This window comes from Amnibacterium kyonggiense, assembly GCF_004364555.1.
Lineage (GTDB): Bacteria > Actinomycetota > Actinomycetes > Actinomycetales > Microbacteriaceae > Amnibacterium > Amnibacterium kyonggiense.
This window is the reverse complement of sequence record NZ_SOAM01000004.1, coordinates 13,512-28,384: the sequence shown is the minus strand read 5'-3', so window position 1 is coordinate 28,384 and position 14,873 is coordinate 13,512. Positions and strand designations below refer to the sequence as shown.

The 14,873-nt window shown below is 73.5% G+C and carries 15 protein-coding genes; 7 read left to right on the top strand and 8 right to left on the bottom strand.

The genetic code is table 11. The features are described 5' to 3' along the window. The first annotated feature begins 210 nt into the window (after nucleotides 1–210). Nucleotides 211–1,335, top strand: coding sequence for a hypothetical protein (locus CLV52_RS18555; protein ID WP_162850906.1), 1,125 nt, complete (start codon nucleotides 211–213; stop codon nucleotides 1,333–1,335). Here the strand turns inward: CLV52_RS18555 and CLV52_RS16460 are convergent, their stop codons facing one another. Then, nucleotides 1,336–2,163 carry an RDD family protein gene (locus tag CLV52_RS16460; RefSeq protein ID WP_133767493.1) on the bottom strand — a complete coding sequence of 276 codons (828 nt, stop codon included), beginning with the start codon at nucleotides 2,161–2,163 and terminating at the stop codon, nucleotides 1,336–1,338. 96 nt (nucleotides 2,164–2,259) lie between these two features. On the opposite strand from CLV52_RS16460, the gene CLV52_RS16455 reads away from it, so the two are divergent. Beyond that, complete coding sequence (locus CLV52_RS16455; RefSeq protein ID WP_133767492.1) at nucleotides 2,260–3,255, top strand: stage II sporulation protein M; 996 nt, start codon at nucleotides 2,260–2,262, stop codon at nucleotides 3,253–3,255. A gap of 67 nt (nucleotides 3,256–3,322) precedes the next feature. Beyond that, nucleotides 3,323–3,856: a DUF896 domain-containing protein gene (locus tag CLV52_RS16450; protein ID WP_133767491.1), complete on the top strand. Its 534-nt coding sequence runs from the start codon at nucleotides 3,323–3,325 to the stop codon at nucleotides 3,854–3,856. Between the two features lie 110 nt (nucleotides 3,857–3,966). On the opposite strand, the gene CLV52_RS18550 is transcribed toward CLV52_RS16450, so the two are convergent. Continuing rightward, nucleotides 3,967–4,119 carry a hypothetical protein gene (locus CLV52_RS18550; RefSeq protein ID WP_162850905.1) on the bottom strand — a complete coding sequence of 51 codons (153 nt, stop codon included), beginning with the start codon at nucleotides 4,117–4,119 and terminating at the stop codon, nucleotides 3,967–3,969. A gap of 39 nt (nucleotides 4,120–4,158) precedes the next feature. On the opposite strand from CLV52_RS18550, the gene CLV52_RS16445 reads away from it, so the two are divergent. Then, on the top strand, nucleotides 4,159–4,656 hold the full coding sequence (locus tag CLV52_RS16445; protein WP_133767490.1) for a hypothetical protein: 498 nt from the start codon (nucleotides 4,159–4,161) through the stop codon (nucleotides 4,654–4,656). Here the strand turns inward: CLV52_RS16445 and CLV52_RS16440 are convergent. From CLV52_RS16440 to CLV52_RS16415, 6 genes are all read right to left on the bottom strand, one after another. Further along, a complete protein-coding gene (locus CLV52_RS16440) occupies nucleotides 4,640–5,086 on the bottom strand; it encodes a PRC-barrel domain-containing protein (protein ID WP_133767489.1) in 447 nt (148 codons plus the stop codon). The genes CLV52_RS16445 and CLV52_RS16440 overlap by 17 nt on opposite strands. Nucleotides 5,087–5,191: 105 nt before the next feature. Next, on the bottom strand, nucleotides 5,192–6,523 hold the full coding sequence (locus CLV52_RS16435; RefSeq protein WP_133767488.1) for a DUF58 domain-containing protein: 1,332 nt from the start codon (nucleotides 6,521–6,523) through the stop codon (nucleotides 5,192–5,194). Nucleotides 6,524–6,722: 199 nt separating this feature from the next. Beyond that, nucleotides 6,723–7,670: an AAA family ATPase gene (locus CLV52_RS16430; RefSeq protein ID WP_133767487.1), complete on the bottom strand. Its 948-nt coding sequence runs from the start codon at nucleotides 7,668–7,670 to the stop codon at nucleotides 6,723–6,725. After that, entirely contained in the window at nucleotides 7,667–8,878 is a 1,212-nt protein-coding gene (locus CLV52_RS16425) for a DUF4350 domain-containing protein (RefSeq protein WP_133767486.1), read from the bottom strand. The genes CLV52_RS16430 and CLV52_RS16425 overlap by 4 nt, the downstream gene beginning before the upstream one ends. Continuing rightward, a complete protein-coding gene (locus CLV52_RS16420; protein ID WP_133767485.1) occupies nucleotides 8,875–9,513 on the bottom strand; it encodes a DUF4129 domain-containing protein in 639 nt (212 codons plus the stop codon). The genes CLV52_RS16425 and CLV52_RS16420 overlap by 4 nt, the downstream gene beginning before the upstream one ends. Next, a complete protein-coding gene (locus CLV52_RS16415; protein ID WP_133767484.1) occupies nucleotides 9,510–10,670 on the bottom strand; it encodes a DUF7847 domain-containing protein in 1,161 nt (386 codons plus the stop codon). The genes CLV52_RS16420 and CLV52_RS16415 overlap by 4 nt, the downstream gene beginning before the upstream one ends. 201 nt (nucleotides 10,671–10,871) lie before the next feature. On the opposite strand from CLV52_RS16415, the gene mtrA reads away from it, so the two are divergent. Genes mtrA through CLV52_RS16400 form a run of 3 tightly spaced genes read left to right on the top strand, consistent with a single transcriptional unit; the run spans nucleotide 10,872 to nucleotide 14,864 of the window. Further along, the gene (gene mtrA, locus CLV52_RS16410; RefSeq protein WP_133767483.1) at nucleotides 10,872–11,552 is read left to right on the top strand and encodes an MtrAB system response regulator MtrA; all 681 of its coding nucleotides are present in this window, start codon (nucleotides 10,872–10,874) and stop codon (nucleotides 11,550–11,552) included. A 4-nt stretch (nucleotides 11,553–11,556) separates the two neighbouring features. After that, on the top strand, nucleotides 11,557–13,209 hold the full coding sequence (gene mtrB, locus CLV52_RS16405; protein ID WP_133767482.1) for an MtrAB system histidine kinase MtrB: 1,653 nt from the start codon (nucleotides 11,557–11,559) through the stop codon (nucleotides 13,207–13,209). Continuing rightward, nucleotides 13,206–14,864, top strand: coding sequence for an LpqB family beta-propeller domain-containing protein (locus CLV52_RS16400; RefSeq protein ID WP_133767481.1), 1,659 nt, complete (start codon nucleotides 13,206–13,208; stop codon nucleotides 14,862–14,864). Before mtrB ends, CLV52_RS16400 begins: the two co-directional genes overlap by 4 nt. The last annotated feature ends 9 nt before the right edge of the window (nucleotides 14,865–14,873 follow it).

The window sequence follows — 14,873 nt, the reverse complement described above, 5'->3', positions numbered from 1 at the left end:
GTTCCGTCGGGCGCTCCTCAAGCCGAGCCAGCCGCCGACGCCGCCGGCCCGTCCCACCGGCCAGGACGTCCCGTCCTCCGGTACCGCGCAGCTCGTGACCGGCCCCCTCGCGATCGTGTCCGACCTCCGGACGTTCGCACGGCGGAGGTTGTCGGCCTCCTGACCCGACGGGGGACACCACCCCCGCGGAGCGGTGGGTAGCGTTGCAGGGTGGACTCGACGGCGCAGGGGGCGCTGATCGCGGCGGTCATCGCCGTGGTCCTCGGCGCGCTCGGACTGATCGGCGGCGTGACCGGATACGTGCAGGGCAGCGCGGCGCTGCGGCGCGCGACGCTCATCCGCCAGCGCGCGGCCGCGGCCGAGGAGGCGGCGCTGCAGGCGAAGGACCAGGCCGAGCAGGCGGCGCGAACGGCGCAGAGCGTCCTCGATCGGCTGAGCGGGCTCCGTGGACCCGGCGACGTCGCCGATCTGCCGACCGGTCCGCTCGTGCTGCCTCATCGCCTCGGTCCGACGACCGCTGTCGCTGAGATCCCGGCAGCGGCGGCGGCGCCCGAGCCCGTCGATGCCGGCAGCGACGAGACCGGCGAGCCGACCGACGGGTCCGCGGTGCGTCCCGAGCCGACCGACGGCACGCCGGAGCCGCCGCCGACGGGTCCGGGCTCCTCGGCGACGCCCGGTTCGACGGGGCCGGTGCCGTTCGCCAGCCTGACACCGGCCGCCCGCGCCGCCGAGCCGCTCGAGGCGACTGCGGTCGCCGAGCCGACGCCTGCAGCGGAGCCCGCGGAGCCCGCGGTCGCACCGGACACGGCCGAGGCGGTCTCGACCGCCACCCCGGACGCGTCCGCCGGCCCGGATGACGGTCCGGCGCGCTCCACGCCTCCGGCCGCGGAGTCAGAGGTGGTCGAGGTGGAGTCGCCCCAGCGGTCCTCCACCGGCCAGGTCACCGCAGGCGGTCAAGCGCCTCCTCCGCTCGATTGGGCGGAGGCCCTCCGCACGGGCGCGATCCCGCTGCCCGCCCGGTCCCGGGGCACCTACTCGGCGCCGTCGAAGGCGAAGGGGCAGCCGGTCGGGCCGGCCCGGTTCGAGATCCGCGCTGTCGGCCGCCAGCGGTACGAGGCCGTCAACGTCGGCGGCGCGACCGCCGAGCAGGCGTCCCTCGAGGGCGCGGGCGACGACAACCACCTCGTCCGCCCGGTCGAGGCGCGGCCGAAGCCGGTCGTCGCCGGCGGCTCGCTCGCCTTCTCCGTGCTGCGGGTCGAGGGCCGCGACGTCTCCGTGCGCATCACCTGGATGCTGAACGGCGACGAGGAGCAGGCCGAGCTGCCCGTGCCGTGATCAGCGGTCGGGGAACCCGTGCGGGGTCGCGCCGAGCGTGGCGGCGAGGTCCTCGAACCGCTGCCGCTCGAGCATCAGTGCGGTGAACTCGCGGTCGCGGCGGATCGCGGCGACGGCGGCGAGCAGCAGCTCCGGGCTCGTGTCGACGGCCGGCGCCACGTAGGGTGCGGCCTCCGCGGCCAGCGACGTGGCGAGCCGCTCCCGGCTCGCCGGCGCCATGCGGGGCGCCTGCGCGAGGAACGAGGCGATGCGGCGCGCGAGGGGGTCGGGGAGACGGGCGACGTCCGCGATCTCCGCCCACTCGGCCAGCGCCTCCGGCACCCCGACGGCGTTGGAGACCGGCTTCGGCACCCGCTCGTGCTGGCTGACCGTGCCGGCGAGCAGGTCGCCGATCCGCTTCGAGCGGCGGTTCAGCAGGCCGACGAGCGCCGCCAGGCCGCCGAGGGTGAAGACGATCTCGACGACGCCGCTGAGCGCACGGATGAAGGCGTGCCGCATGGCGATGCCGCCGCCGTCGTCCCGGACGATCCGCGCACCGACCGCGAAGCGGCCGACCGACCTCCCGCGGGTCGCCGTCTCGAGCACCGTCGGGGCGATGACGAACGACAGCACCAGGTCGATGATGAGCAGCGCGCGCGACAGCGCCTGGTCTCCGGTCAGCAGGCCGAGCGCGATCACGCCGAACATCAGCCCGAGGAACAGGGCGAGCTCGCAGATGAAGTCGATCAGGGCGCCCAGGGCGCGGAGCGGGAAGCTCGTCGACCGCACCTCGAGCGCGACCGCCTCGCCCGTGACGATGCCGAGATCGTCGGGCGCGAGGTCGGGCACCTCTCGAACCTACCGGCGCCGCCTGCGCGGGGAGGGCCCCGATTCTGGGGCGGCCGCGGCCTCCAGGGCGCAGGAGGCAGCCCGTAGGCTCGCGACGTGGATCTGGACGCGCTCCGCTCGGCTCGAACGGCCGAGTGGACGCGCCTGGACGAGCTCGCGCGCGACCGCCGGCTCGACGGCAAGGGGAGCGACGAGCTGATCCTCCGCTACCAGGACGCCGCGTCGGACCTGTCGGAGATCACGACGACCGCCGGATCGGTGCCGCTCGGCGACCGGCTCTCCGTGTCCCTGTCCCGTGCGCGGATGCGCTTCACCGGGACGGGTCGGAACGTCCTGAGCCAGCTGCCCGCGTTCTTCGCGCTGCAGCTGCCCGCCGCGCTGTACCGGGTGCGGTGGTGGACGCTGAGGGTGACGGTCGCGAGCGCCGTCGTCGCCCTCGCGTACGGGACGTGGGCCGCGAACGACCCGGCCGTGCTGCAGGCGCTCGGCCGGAACACGGACCTGCAGCGCCTCGTCGACCACGACTTCACCGCGTACTACAGCGACAACCCGGCGGCGTCGTTCACCAGCCAGGTCTGGACGAACAACGCCTTCATCGCCGCGCAGTGCATCGCGTTCGGCATCGTCGGCGTCTACGTGCCCTACGTGCTGCTGCAGAACGCGATGAACGTGGGGCTGACCGGCGGGATCCTCGTCGCGTACGGCCACGCGGACACGTTCTTCCTCTACATCGCCCCGCACGGGATGCTCGAGCTCACGAGCGTGTTCATCGCCGGAGCCGCCGGGATGCGCGTGTTCTGGGCCTGGATCGCGCCCGGGGCCCGGACACGCGGCCAGGCGCTCGCGGAGGACGGTCGCGCGCTCTTCATCATCGCCGTCGGGCTGACGATGTCGCTCTTCGTGTCCGGCATCCTCGAGGGCTTCGTCACCCCCTCGCCGCTGCCCTGGCCGGTGAAGCTCGGCCTCGGCGCCCTCGCGCTCGCGACGTTCCTCTTCTACATGCTCTTCGTCGGCGGCCGAGCGGTCCGCGCGGGGGAGACCGGCGACCTCGACCCCTTCGCCGCCGGCGCGCGCAGGATCATCGCCGACTGAGGCCTGTGGAGAACCCTCCCGCTGCAGCACGCGGTTGGCCTACGGTGACCGTGTGATTCGGAGGGCGGTGCTCGGCGCCTACGGTGCTATCGCCATCACCTTGGGTTCCGTCCTGGCAGGTTGCACGCCGGTTGTTGAAGGGCCTGGGCCTGCGTCCAGCCCACAATCTTCCGCGGTGTTCTCAAGTTCCAAGCAAGCCGCCGCGGCCGCAAAGGCGGTCTATGAGAAGTACCTGCGCATCGGGGAGGTGGTATCGGAAAGTGGAGGGAACGACGTTGACCGGTTCGCTCCGTTCTTGACGAAATCGGCCTTGGATGCCGAGCGGAAGGGGGCGGAGGAGCTTCGCAGGAGCAAGGTACGAACCTTCGGTATGACGGAACTGCGCAAGTTCCAACTGCAGCGGGCGGATCTGAAGAGCGGCCGCGTGGAGGCATATGCGTGCATCGATCTGTCGGACGTGAAAGTAGAGGACGAGGACGGCAAAGACGTCACGCCTGCGAGTCGTCCGAGTCTTCAAACTCTTAAACCGACCTTCGTTTGGAGCGGTGGTCATCTATTGCTTGAGGAGAACGGCACTTGGTCCGGGTCCTCCATCTGTTAGTGCCGACCGCTGTGATTGCGTTTCTCGCTTTCATCCCTGCGAGCAACGCTTACGCCGACTCGGGTTGCAGCATCAGCGAACTGCGTCTCGGTACTTGCACCTCCGGTTCCTCAGACGGGACGGGCGTCGATGTGGTCGGGACCGTCCATGAAGGTCGGCCCGGCCGTGACGATGCAGCGCCAGGTTCGAAGGGACCTGGACGCGCGCTGACGGACGCCGAGCTGCTCGAGCTCCTCGACGCGATCTGCGTCGGCGACAGCCACTGCGACCTCCGCGCCGCCTCCGCACTGAATCCGTTGCTGGTGCAGGGCGACCCGGCGGCCGGCGGAGGGGCCCAACCCGCGACGGCGATCACGATCTCGGACCTCGCGCGGTTCCTGCCGGCGTCCGGTTCGCTGCATGCTGAGCCGGACGGCTGGGCCGTGATCGGCGTCCCCGCGAACTTCTGGGTCGACGTCCGGGCGATCACGGTGCGCGCGGCGCTGCTCGGCGACGCCGCCGAGGTGCGCTTCACCCCGCAGGCGTACCGCTTCGCCTACGGGGACGGGAGCGCGAGGTCGAGCGGCACGCCCGGCGCCTCGTGGGCCGCGCTCGGCCAAATGGAGCTCACCGACACGGCGGCCGGGCACGTCTACCGGAGCCGCGGTGACGTCCGGGCGACCGCGTCGGTGGTCTACTCGGCGCAGTACCGGTTCGCGGGCGGGCCCTGGATCGGCGTGGCCGGTGCGGTGAGCGCGAGCACACCGCCGCAGCGCGTCCTCGTCGTCGCCGAGCGGACGGCGCTCACGAGGCCCGGCTGAGCTCCGACCGCTCGGAGTGCGACGTCGCCGCGTCCTCGATCGCCGCATCGTGGACGGCGTAGCAGACGTCGTCGACGTCGTCCGCCAGCAGCTCGTTCTCCTCGCGCGGGTGCCGCTCCGTCGGGATGCCGTAGTACGTGTAGAGGCGCTCCTCCTCACCGACGGTGAGGGGCTCGTCCATCGCCTTCCTCGGCGCCTCGCGCACGGCCTGCCGGTCGACGACGACGTGGAGGGAGCGCTCGTCCCACTCCGCGTCCTCGAGCGGCACGAGCACCTCGTCGCCGCTCAGCAGCGCGAGGCGCACGCTGACCCAGGTCGGCCGCTCGGTCGCCTCGTCGACGTACACCTGGCCGACCTCGCCGATGCGGTCGTCCTGGCGGTCGAGCGCGTCGGCGCCGATCATGCTGTCGATGACATCGGTGGTGATCATGGTCCCCCTCGGATCAAGTGCTTCCACGGTGGGGGATGAATCTGAGGAGGCGGGTACCACGACCTGGGACTCCGGTCAAAGGGTTCCCGGAAGAGCGTGGGCGCGCTAGAGCCGCCCCGCCGCCTTGAGCGCCAGGTACCGGTCCGCGAGCGCGGGCGGCAGATCGGCCGGGGGAGCGGTCACGACCTGCGCCCCGAGGCGGGCGGCCGCGGCGCCGATCCGGTCGGTGTCGAGCAGGGTGCGCTCCGCCGCGGCGGCGAGGTAGGTCTCGTCGAGGTCGTGCCGCTCCGTCGTCATGGCCGCGACGGCGGGATCCGTGACCGAGGCGATCACCACCAGGTGCCGGCTCGTGAGCTGCGGCAGCATCGTCAGCAGGCCGCGGGCCGAGCCGGCGCCCTCCAGCGACGTGACGATGACGACGAGCGCCCGCTGCGAGGTGAGCGCGCGGACCTGCGCCGGGACGCCGGACCAGTCGGTCTCGAGCAGCTCGGGATCGATGGGCGCCATCGCGTCGACCATCCGGTGCAGGACGTCGGCGGGGGCAGCGGCGTGGACGCGGGCGCGGACCCTCCGGTCCCAGATCAGCAGGTCGACGCGGTCGCCGCCGCGCGTCGCGAGCGCGGTGAGCAGCAGCGTCGACTCGAAGGCGGTGTCGAGGCGCGGCTCGTCCGCGATGCGGGCGGCGGCGGTGCGGCCGGAATCGACGACGACCACGACCCGTCGGTCGCGCTCCGGCCGCCAGGTGCGGACCATGAGCCGCTGGCCGGCGCCGGGCAGGGCGGGGTTCCGGGCGGTCGCGCGCCAATCGATCGAGCGCACGTCGTCGCCGCGCACGTACTCGCGGAGGGAGTCGAACTCCGTCCCCTGCCCGCGTACCTGCAGCAGGGTGCGGCCGTCGAGCTCGCGGAGGCGTGCCAGGCGGCTCGGGAGGTGCCGGCGCGAGCGGAACGGCGGCAGCACCCGGATCGCGCCCGGCGCGCGGAGCGTGGCCTGGCGCCCGGCGACGCCGAGCGGCCCGAGGGACCGGACCGTCACCTGCTCCGCGCGGCGCTCGCCGCGGCGGACCGGGACGAGCGCGGCGCGGAACGCCCGCCGCTCGCCGCCGGGCAGGTCGAGCGGCCAGCGGGTCGGCGTCGCACCGGCGGACGGCTGCCACGCGTCGCGCAGCAGGCCGCGGATGCGCCGGGTGCCCGGGTTGGTGACGAGGAGGGTCGCCTCCGTCGGCTCGCCGAGTCGCACCGCGTTCGGCAGCTCCCGCTGCAGGCGCACCTGCCGCGGGCTGGCCGCGGCGGCGACGTCGATCACGACCAGGAGGACCACGAGGCCGAGCCACGCGAGCAGCACACCGATCGCCCAGCCGGCGCCGGACGAGCCGAGCAGCACGAGCGGCACGCCGCCGATGAGCAGGAGGAGCGGCACCCGGCCGGTGATCACCACGCCGACGCCCCGCGCGTTCCGGACGGGGTTGCCGGTTCGGACACGTTTTGGGCCCCGGAACGTGTCCGAAGTGGCAACCCCGTGCGAGCGATGGAGGGGGTTGCCGGATCGGACACGTTTTCGGCCCCGGAACGTGTCCGAAGTGGCAACCTCAGGCCTCCGGGGCGCGGGCGGTGCGCGGGGGCGACGAGGAGACGGGTCACAGGGGGACCTGGACCGTCGCGATGATGCTTCGGAGGACCGCGTCGACCGACACGCCCTCGAGCTCGGCCTCGGGGCGCAGCCGGATGCGGTGCCGGAGGACGGGGAGGGCCATGTCCTGCACGTGGTCCGGGGTCAGCGCCGTCGCGCCCCGCAGCCACGCCCACGCGCGCGACGCCGCGAGCAGCGCGGCCGCGCCGCGCGGGGACACCCCGAGCTGCACCGAGGGCGCGGAACGCGTGCCGCGCACGAGGTCGACGACGTAGCCGAGCACGTCGTCGGAGGCGCGGACCTCCCGTACCGACGCGCGCGCAGCGCGCAGCTGCTCGGGCGTCAGCTGCGGCCGCAGCGCGGAGAGGTCGCGCGGGTCGAAGCCGCCGGCGTGCCGGACGAGGACCTCGACCTCCTGCTCCCGGGCGGGCAGGTCGAGCACGATCTTCATCAGGAACCGGTCGAGCTGCGCCTCCGGCAGCGTGTAGGTGCCCTCGTACTCGACGGGGTTCTGCGTCGCGGCGACGAGGAACGGGTCGGGCAGCGGGCGGGAGACGCCGTCGACGGTCACCTGCCGCTCCTCCATCGCCTCGAGCAGGGCGCTCTGCGTCTTCGGCGGCGTGCGGTTGATCTCGTCGGCGAGCAGGAGGTTCGTGAACACCGGGCCGGGCCGGAAGTCGAACTTCCCGGTACCCGCGTCGAACACGGTCGAGCCGCTCACGTCGCCGGGCATGAGGTCGGGCGTGAACTGCACGCGCTTCGTCTCGAGGGCGAGCGAGGCGGACAGCGACCGCACGAGCAGAGTCTTCGCGACGCCGGGCACGCCCTCGAGCAGCACGTGGCCGCGGGCGAGCAGCGCGACGATCAGTCCGCTGACCGCCGCCTCCTGCCCGACCACGGCCTTGCCCACCTCCGAACGGACGGCGGCGAGGCGTTCACGAAGGTCGTCGGTCATGAGGTCTCCGTCGATCGGGTGGTGGAAGGGGTGGAGGGGGTGCCGGGCACGACGGCGGCCCGGACGGCCGCCTCCAGCCGGGCGAGGTCGTCGGAGATGCGCACGAGGTCCGCGTCGCCGCGGGGCTCGTCGGTGAGCAGGATCGCGGCGATCCGCTCCTTCGGCCGGTCGAGGAGCCGTGCCGCGGCGGACACGACCTCGTCGACGGAGGCGGTGCGGGCGAGACCGAGGTTCGGCACCATCCGCCGGATCGCCCCGAGGCGGAGCGCGTCGGCGGCGTGCAGGCGCGCGGCGCCGCGGTTGTAGAGGCGCGCCCGGCCCTCGACGGTCTCGCGGGAGCGGACGACGACGGGCAGCGCCTCGACGACGATCGGCCCGAGCCGGCGGCCCTTCCAGAGCGCGGCGGCCAGGCCGGTGAGCAGCAGGAGGACGGCGAGCGGCGTGACCCAGGGCGGCGTCAGGTCCTGCAGCGTCTTCGCGCCGCCCGTCGCGGCCGGGTCGAGGGCCGTCTGCTGGAACCACACGAGGTCGCGCGTCTGCCCGAGGGCGCCGAGCGCGACCGCTGCGTTGCCGGAACCGGTGATGTGCTCGTTCGTGAACGCCAGGCGGTCGGCGAGCAGCAGCACGCGGACGCCGTCGCGGGTGCCGGAGACGAGCTGAGCGTCACCCGATGCGCTCACGAAGCAGGCGGTGGAGTCGGTGCTGCGGAGGCTCGTCCCCACGCCACGGAGGTCCATCGCGCCCGCCCGGCGGGCGAGCGGCAGGTCGCACGAGGCGGCCGCCGTCGGGCCCTTGGGGCTGCCCCCGGCCCGCACGTCGGGCAGCAGCGCCTCGAGGTCCGTCCGGTTCGGTCCGACCACGACGACGCGCGTGCGGCCGGCGAGCAGCTGCGTCCACGACGCCGCCGGGATGGTGGCGTCGGTCGCGTCGACGAACAGCGTGCCGGGGTGGGAGGCCGCGTCGGCGACGGTCCCGGAGGTCGTCACCTGCACGCCCTGCTGCTGGAGGACCGCGACGAGTGCCTTCGCGCCCGCCGGTCCCGGGTTGTCCGGCGCGAAGGTGCCGCTCGCATGCGTCGTCGACTGCACGATCGCGCTCCCGAGCGCGATGACGACGGCGACGATCGCCGCGACGATCCAGAAGCGCGCGCGGCGGAACGTCGCGCCGAGGGTCGGGGTGACCGCCTCCTGCGCCGGGGCCGCGGTCACGCGGTCTCCAGCGCCTGCGGCCGGGCCGCGGCGAGCCGGTCGTCGAGGGCGACCACCGACAGCGCGTCCTCCCGCGTCGCCGCCTCGTCCGCGTAGCGGACGCCGTCGAAGAGCTCCGCCGCGTCCTGCAGCTCGCCGAGCTCGGCCGGGAAGGCGCGCGCCGCGGCGACGGCGAAGCCGGTCGCGGTGGTGCCCGGGAAGACGGCGACGAGGGTCCGCTCGTCGAGCCCGCGCGCCAGCGCGCGGAACCGCTCGAGCACGGCGAGCGACCAGTCGCCGGCCGCCATCGCCGCGTCGGCGGCACGGCGCATCTCCGCGGCGGAGCGCCGGTCGTCGGCGCCGAACAGGGTGCCGGCGGCGCTCCGCCGGTTCCGCCGAGGCAGCCCGAACAGCAGCAGGGCGACGACCACCACCGCGAGCACGACGAGGAGGGCGATCACGAGCGCGATCGGCGGGGTATCGGAGTGCTTCGGGTCGAACAGGCTCGAGAACCACTGGAGGAACGCCTGCACGGCCCGGTCGAAGGGGCTCGGCTGCGCGGCGGCGTAGGACGGCTTCGCCAGCTCGTCCAGCAGCCAGTTCCGAGCGGTGCCCGCGTCGGGCTGCACCGGCACGGCGGCCGGTGACGCGATCATCCGACGCGCTCGAACGGGTCGCGGCCGTCGAAGCCGCCCTGCTCGACCTGGCGGCGCAGCTCGAGGTCGAGGCCCTCCGTGCGCATCCGACGGTCGAGGTAGACGAGCACCAGCGCGGACACCTGCGCGATCTGCCCGACGCCGGCGACGATCACGGTGACGACGAGCGCCGGGGCGCTCGCGACGAGGCTCGTGACGAGCTGGCCCTGGATGTCGCTGCCCGCGTTCGGCGCGAGCACGCCGGCGAGGGCGCCGCCGATGACGCTGAACGGGATGGACACGATCTGGGCCGCGGCGCCGACGAGCAGCGAGACGAGCGCGACGACGCCGAAGGTGCGCCAGAACGCCTTCCGCGTGATGCCCCAGGAGCGGCCGATCGCGGCGAAGACCGGGCGGCCTTCGAGCACGATGATCGAGGGCGTCAGCGCGAACTTGATGTAGAAGAAGAAGTACACGACGAGCAGGGCGACGCCGATCGGCAGCGCGAGCAGGATCGCGTACACGATGCCGATGTTGTTCGCGACGCCCGAGAAGGCGACGATCAGCGCGGTGACGGACGCGGCCAGCGCCAGCACCAGGACGAGCTGGATGACGCCGATCACGACGGCGAAGCCGACGAGGGGCCAGAAGCGGCGGCCCGCGCCGCGCAGCGCCTCGCCCATGGTCGGCCGCTTCCCGAGGGCGCCCTCCGCCACGACCCGGGTGATCAGGCCCTGCAGCAGCGCGGTCGCCACGACGCTGACGACGAGGACCGCGAGGAGGCTCGCGCCGCCGATGCCGGCCGCGCCGATCGCGATCGTCTGCCGGTCCGCGTCCGTCGCCGCGCGCTGGATGCGGTCGACGGTCGCGATGCCGATGCCGTAGGTGACCGCGACGGTCAGCGCGTTCTGGACGAGGCTGATGATCAGCGCCGGTCCGACGGTGGCGCGCGGGTTGTAGCGGATCACCTGGAACGCGCCGCCGAGGATCTGCCCGAAGGACAGCGGGTGGAGCGGGATGAGGCCCGGCTTGGGCGGCGGCGTGTAGGCCCGCGGCACCACCGGCGCGGGTGCGGGCGGCGGGGTGTACCCGGGGATGCGCTCGCCGTACCGGGGCGGGTCGGCGTCGCGGCCCGGCCCTCCGCCCGGCGAGGTCCAGTCGCCGCCCTGATCAGCCATGCGTGCATGCTTTCACGCAACGGTCGCTGCGGTCTGTGCCCCGCTGGTGGGCCGCCTCGTTTCTTGCGGGCGGAGGTCCGCGGTCCGGGGCCGCACAGCGTCGCCGTCGGGACGCCGCGCCCGGGCGTGCTTCGATTACGCTGGCCTCCACCCGATCTGCCCGGCGATGGCGCCGAGCGCTGCACGCACGTGGAAGGTGGCATGAGCGGTCGCATCCTGGTCGTCGACGACGACATCGCGCTGGCGGAGATGATCGGCATCGTGCTCTCCAGCGAGGGGTGGGAGCCGGTCTTCTGCGCGGACGGCGCGGAGGCGCTCGCCCGGTTCCGCTCGTCCGACCCGGATCTCGTGCTGCTCGACCTGATGCTGCCCGGCATGGACGGCATCGAGGTCTGCCGCTCGATCCGCGGCGAGAGCGGCGTCCCGATCATCATGCTCACGGCGAAGTCGGACACCTCGGACGTCGTCGACGGCCTCGAGTCGGGCGCCGACGACTACATCGTCAAGCCGTTCGACCCGAAGGAGCTCGTCGCCCGGATCCGCACCCGCCTGCGGCCGGCGGCCGCGGTGCCGGGGAACCGGCTCCGCATCGGCGACCTCACCGTCGACGCGGCGGGCCACGAGGTGATGCGCGCCGGCGCGCCGATCCCGCTGACGCCCCTCGAGTTCGACCTGCTGCACACCCTCGCCTCGAAGCCGCACCAGGTCTTCACCCGCGAGATGCTCCTCGAGCAGGTGTGGGGCTACCACTACAAGGCGGACACCCGCCTCGTGAACGTCCACGTCCAGCGGCTGCGCGCCAAGGTCGAGCTGGACCCGGAGAACCCGCGGATCGTCACGACGGTCCGCGGCGTCGGCTACCGCGCCGGCGCGGCCGTCTGAGCCCATGAGCGCGGAGCAGCCGCGACCGCCGGCGTCGCTCCGCGCCGCCGTCGCCGCGGACCGCGCGCGCCGCGCCCTCGTCGCCCCGGTCCGGCTGTGGCGCCGCTCGCTGCGCGTCCGCACGGTCGCGATCACGCTGCTGCTGTCCTCCGTCGCCCTGCTCGCGGTCGGCACCGTCGTCTCGTACACGATCGCGCAGGGGCTGTTCCAGGACCGCCTGCAGCAGGTGGAGTCGCTGTCGCTGCAGGCGCACGACGCCGCCCAGGCGGTCACGAGCGGCGGCTCGGCCGACCTGCCCGACGCGGTGCAGCTGCAGGCCATCAACACCGTCAAGCAGGTGGCGAACCCGACCGGGTACTACTGGCTGAACGACACGGTGCCGGGGCGCCCGACCGTGCTCACGGCGGAGAGCCCCGCGGGCATCCAGAACGTGGTCAGCTCGCAGCTGCAGGCGTCGTTGAAGAACGGATCCGGCCAGCACTGGCAGTCCGTCGCGGTGCAGACCGACGACCGGCAGACGCACCCGGCGATCGTGGTCGGCGACACCCTGCGCTTCAACGGCGGTACCACCGAGCTGTACCTGATCTACGACATCCACGACGTGCAGGAGACGCTCATCGTCGTGCAGCGCTCGCTGCTCATCGGCTTCCTCGCCCTCCTCGTGCTCATCGGCGGGGTCGCGACCGTCGTGTCGAACCTCGTCGTCGCGCCGCTGAAGCAGGCGGCGGCGACCAGCGAGCTCCTCGCGGACGGGCACCTCGAGCGGCGCATCCCGGAGCACGGTGAGGACGTCGTCGCGACGCTCGCGCGCTCCTTCAACCGGATGGCCGAGAACCTGCAGCGCCAGATCACGCAGCTGGCGAACCTGTCCCGCGTCCAGCAGCGGTTCGTGTCGGACGTCTCCCACGAGCTGCGCACACCCCTCACGACGATCCGGCTCGCCTCCGACGTCATCTACGACGCGCGCGACCGGTTCGACGCCCCGTCGGCGCGCTCCGCGGAGCTGCTCAAGACGCAGGTCGAGCGCTTCGAGGTGCTGCTCGCCGACCTGCTCGAGATCAGCCGCATGGACGCGCACGCCGCCGACGTCAGCGGCGAACCGACGAACCTCGTCGACCTGGTCCGGGAGGGCATCGACGCGCTCGGGGGCCTCGCCGAGGAGACGCGGACCGAGATCCGCCTCCACACGCCCGGCGGCCACGCGCCGGTCGACGTGGACGCGCGTCGCATCGCGCGGATCATCCGGAACCTGCTCGCGAACGCGCTCGAGCACGGTGAGGGCCGGCCGATCGACGTGACCGTGGACAGCTCGGAGACCGCGGTCGCGGTCGGCGTCCGGGACCACGGCATCGGCATGTCGGCGCAGGACGCCGAGCGGGTGTTCGACCGGTTCTGGCGCGCGGACCCGTCGCGGCAGCGCCGGATCGGCGGCACCGGGCTCGGACTCGCGATCAGCCTCGAGGACGCGACTCTGCACGGTGGCCGGCTCGAGGTGTGGAGCCGGCGCGGCGAGGGCACGAACTTCGTGCTCACGCTGCCCTGGGGGCAGGAGGACGTCGCGGTCGACGCCCCCGTGCCGCTCGTGCCGTGGGACGCGGCGCCCGAGGAGGCGCGCCCGCAGCGCCCTCACCGCCGACCGCTGAGGATCGGCTCGTGAGACGCCCCGCGATCGTCCTCGTCGCCGCCGCGGTGCTGCTCCTCGCCGGCTGCTCCGTCATCCCGACCTCCGGCACGGTGAAGCCGGGGACCACGGAGGCCCCGAACGGCACGCAGCTCGTCTACATCCCGAACGACCCGGTGGCGGGTGCGGGCCAGGCCGAGATCGTCAGCGGATTCCTCACCGCCGCGAGCGGTCGCGCGCCGTTCACCGTCGCGAAGAAGTACCTCACCGACGGCTTCGCGAAGCAGTGGCGACCGACGACCCGGGTGCTGGTGCAGGAGTCGCTCGCGAAGCTGAGCACGGACGGCGACGAGGTCCGTGCGGAGATCCCGGTCAGTGCCAGCGTCGACGCGAACGGCCTGTACACGCCGGAGTCGCGCACCGTGCCGCTGTCGTTCCACCTGGTGCAGCAGCGCGGACAGTGGCGGATCGACTCGGCACCGAACGGCATCGTGCTCACGGTCCCGGTGTTCCAGACCACGTACCAGCCGCGCCTGCTCCAGTTCTACGACGGCTCGTGGACCCGCCTGGTCTCGGACCGGCGGTGGTTCCCGGTGCCGAGGACGGCCGACGACCCGAGCGCCGGCGTGCGCCCGATCGTGAACGCCCTCATCGGCGGCCCCGAGGGGCCGCTGTCGAACGGCGTCGCGGCGAACGCGCTGCAGGGCGCGAAGCTCGTGGGGATCTCGCCGACCACGGCCGGCGTCACGACGGTGACGCTCACCACCCCGGGCAGACGGGCCGACGCGACCGTCACCGGGCGGATGCAGCAGCAGCTCGTGCAGTCGTTGGGGCCGACGGCGCCGCCGATCCGTCTCGTCGTCGACGACCTCGTGATCCCTCAGGCGCAGCCGCTGACGGACCAGCTGAGCACGGAGGCGTACGTCCTCATCGGATCCCGTTTCGGCTCGCTCTCGCCGACGGGTGCGTTCACCGAGGACCGGACCCTCGGCGCGAGGATCGCCGCGGCGAAGCCGACGAGCATCACGGTGTCGCTGCGGCAGCGGCTCGCTGCCGTGCTGAACGCGGCGGGCGACGTCGCCATCGTGACCTCGACGGGGGCGCCGAGGACCGTCGACTCGCGCTCGGGCCTGCTGGCCCCGACGCTCGATCAGCGCGGCTGGGTCTACTCGACCCCGCCGTCCGGTGATCTCCTCGCGATGAACGGGAAGGACACGCGGCGCCTCACCGCCGACTTCGGCGACGCCACGGTGAGCGCGATCCAGGCGTCGCCGGACGGGACGCGCCTCCTCGTCCTGCTCGACACGCCGACCGGCCCGCAGGCGGTCGTGGCAGGCATCCTCCGGAACGCGTCCGGTGCGCCGACCGGGCTCACGCCCGTCGGCGCGCAGAACCGCATCGAGCTCGGCGGCGCCTCGTCGAGCATCAACGGGGCGACTTGGATCGACGACGCCGACGTGGCCTTCCTCGCGAGCGGGAACGACAGCGATCAGGTGACCACGCAGCAGCTCGGCGGCATCGGCGGCACGCTCGGCCAGTTCGCGAACGTCACCGACATCGTGGGGACGACGAGCACGGCGGATCTGCGGATCCTCGTCCAGTCCGGTGCCGTCTACTTCTGGAACGGCTCGAACTGGCAGCAGCAGTCCGATCCCACGTCCGAGATCTCGGTGCTCGCCGTCCAGCGCTGAGCCGCGGCT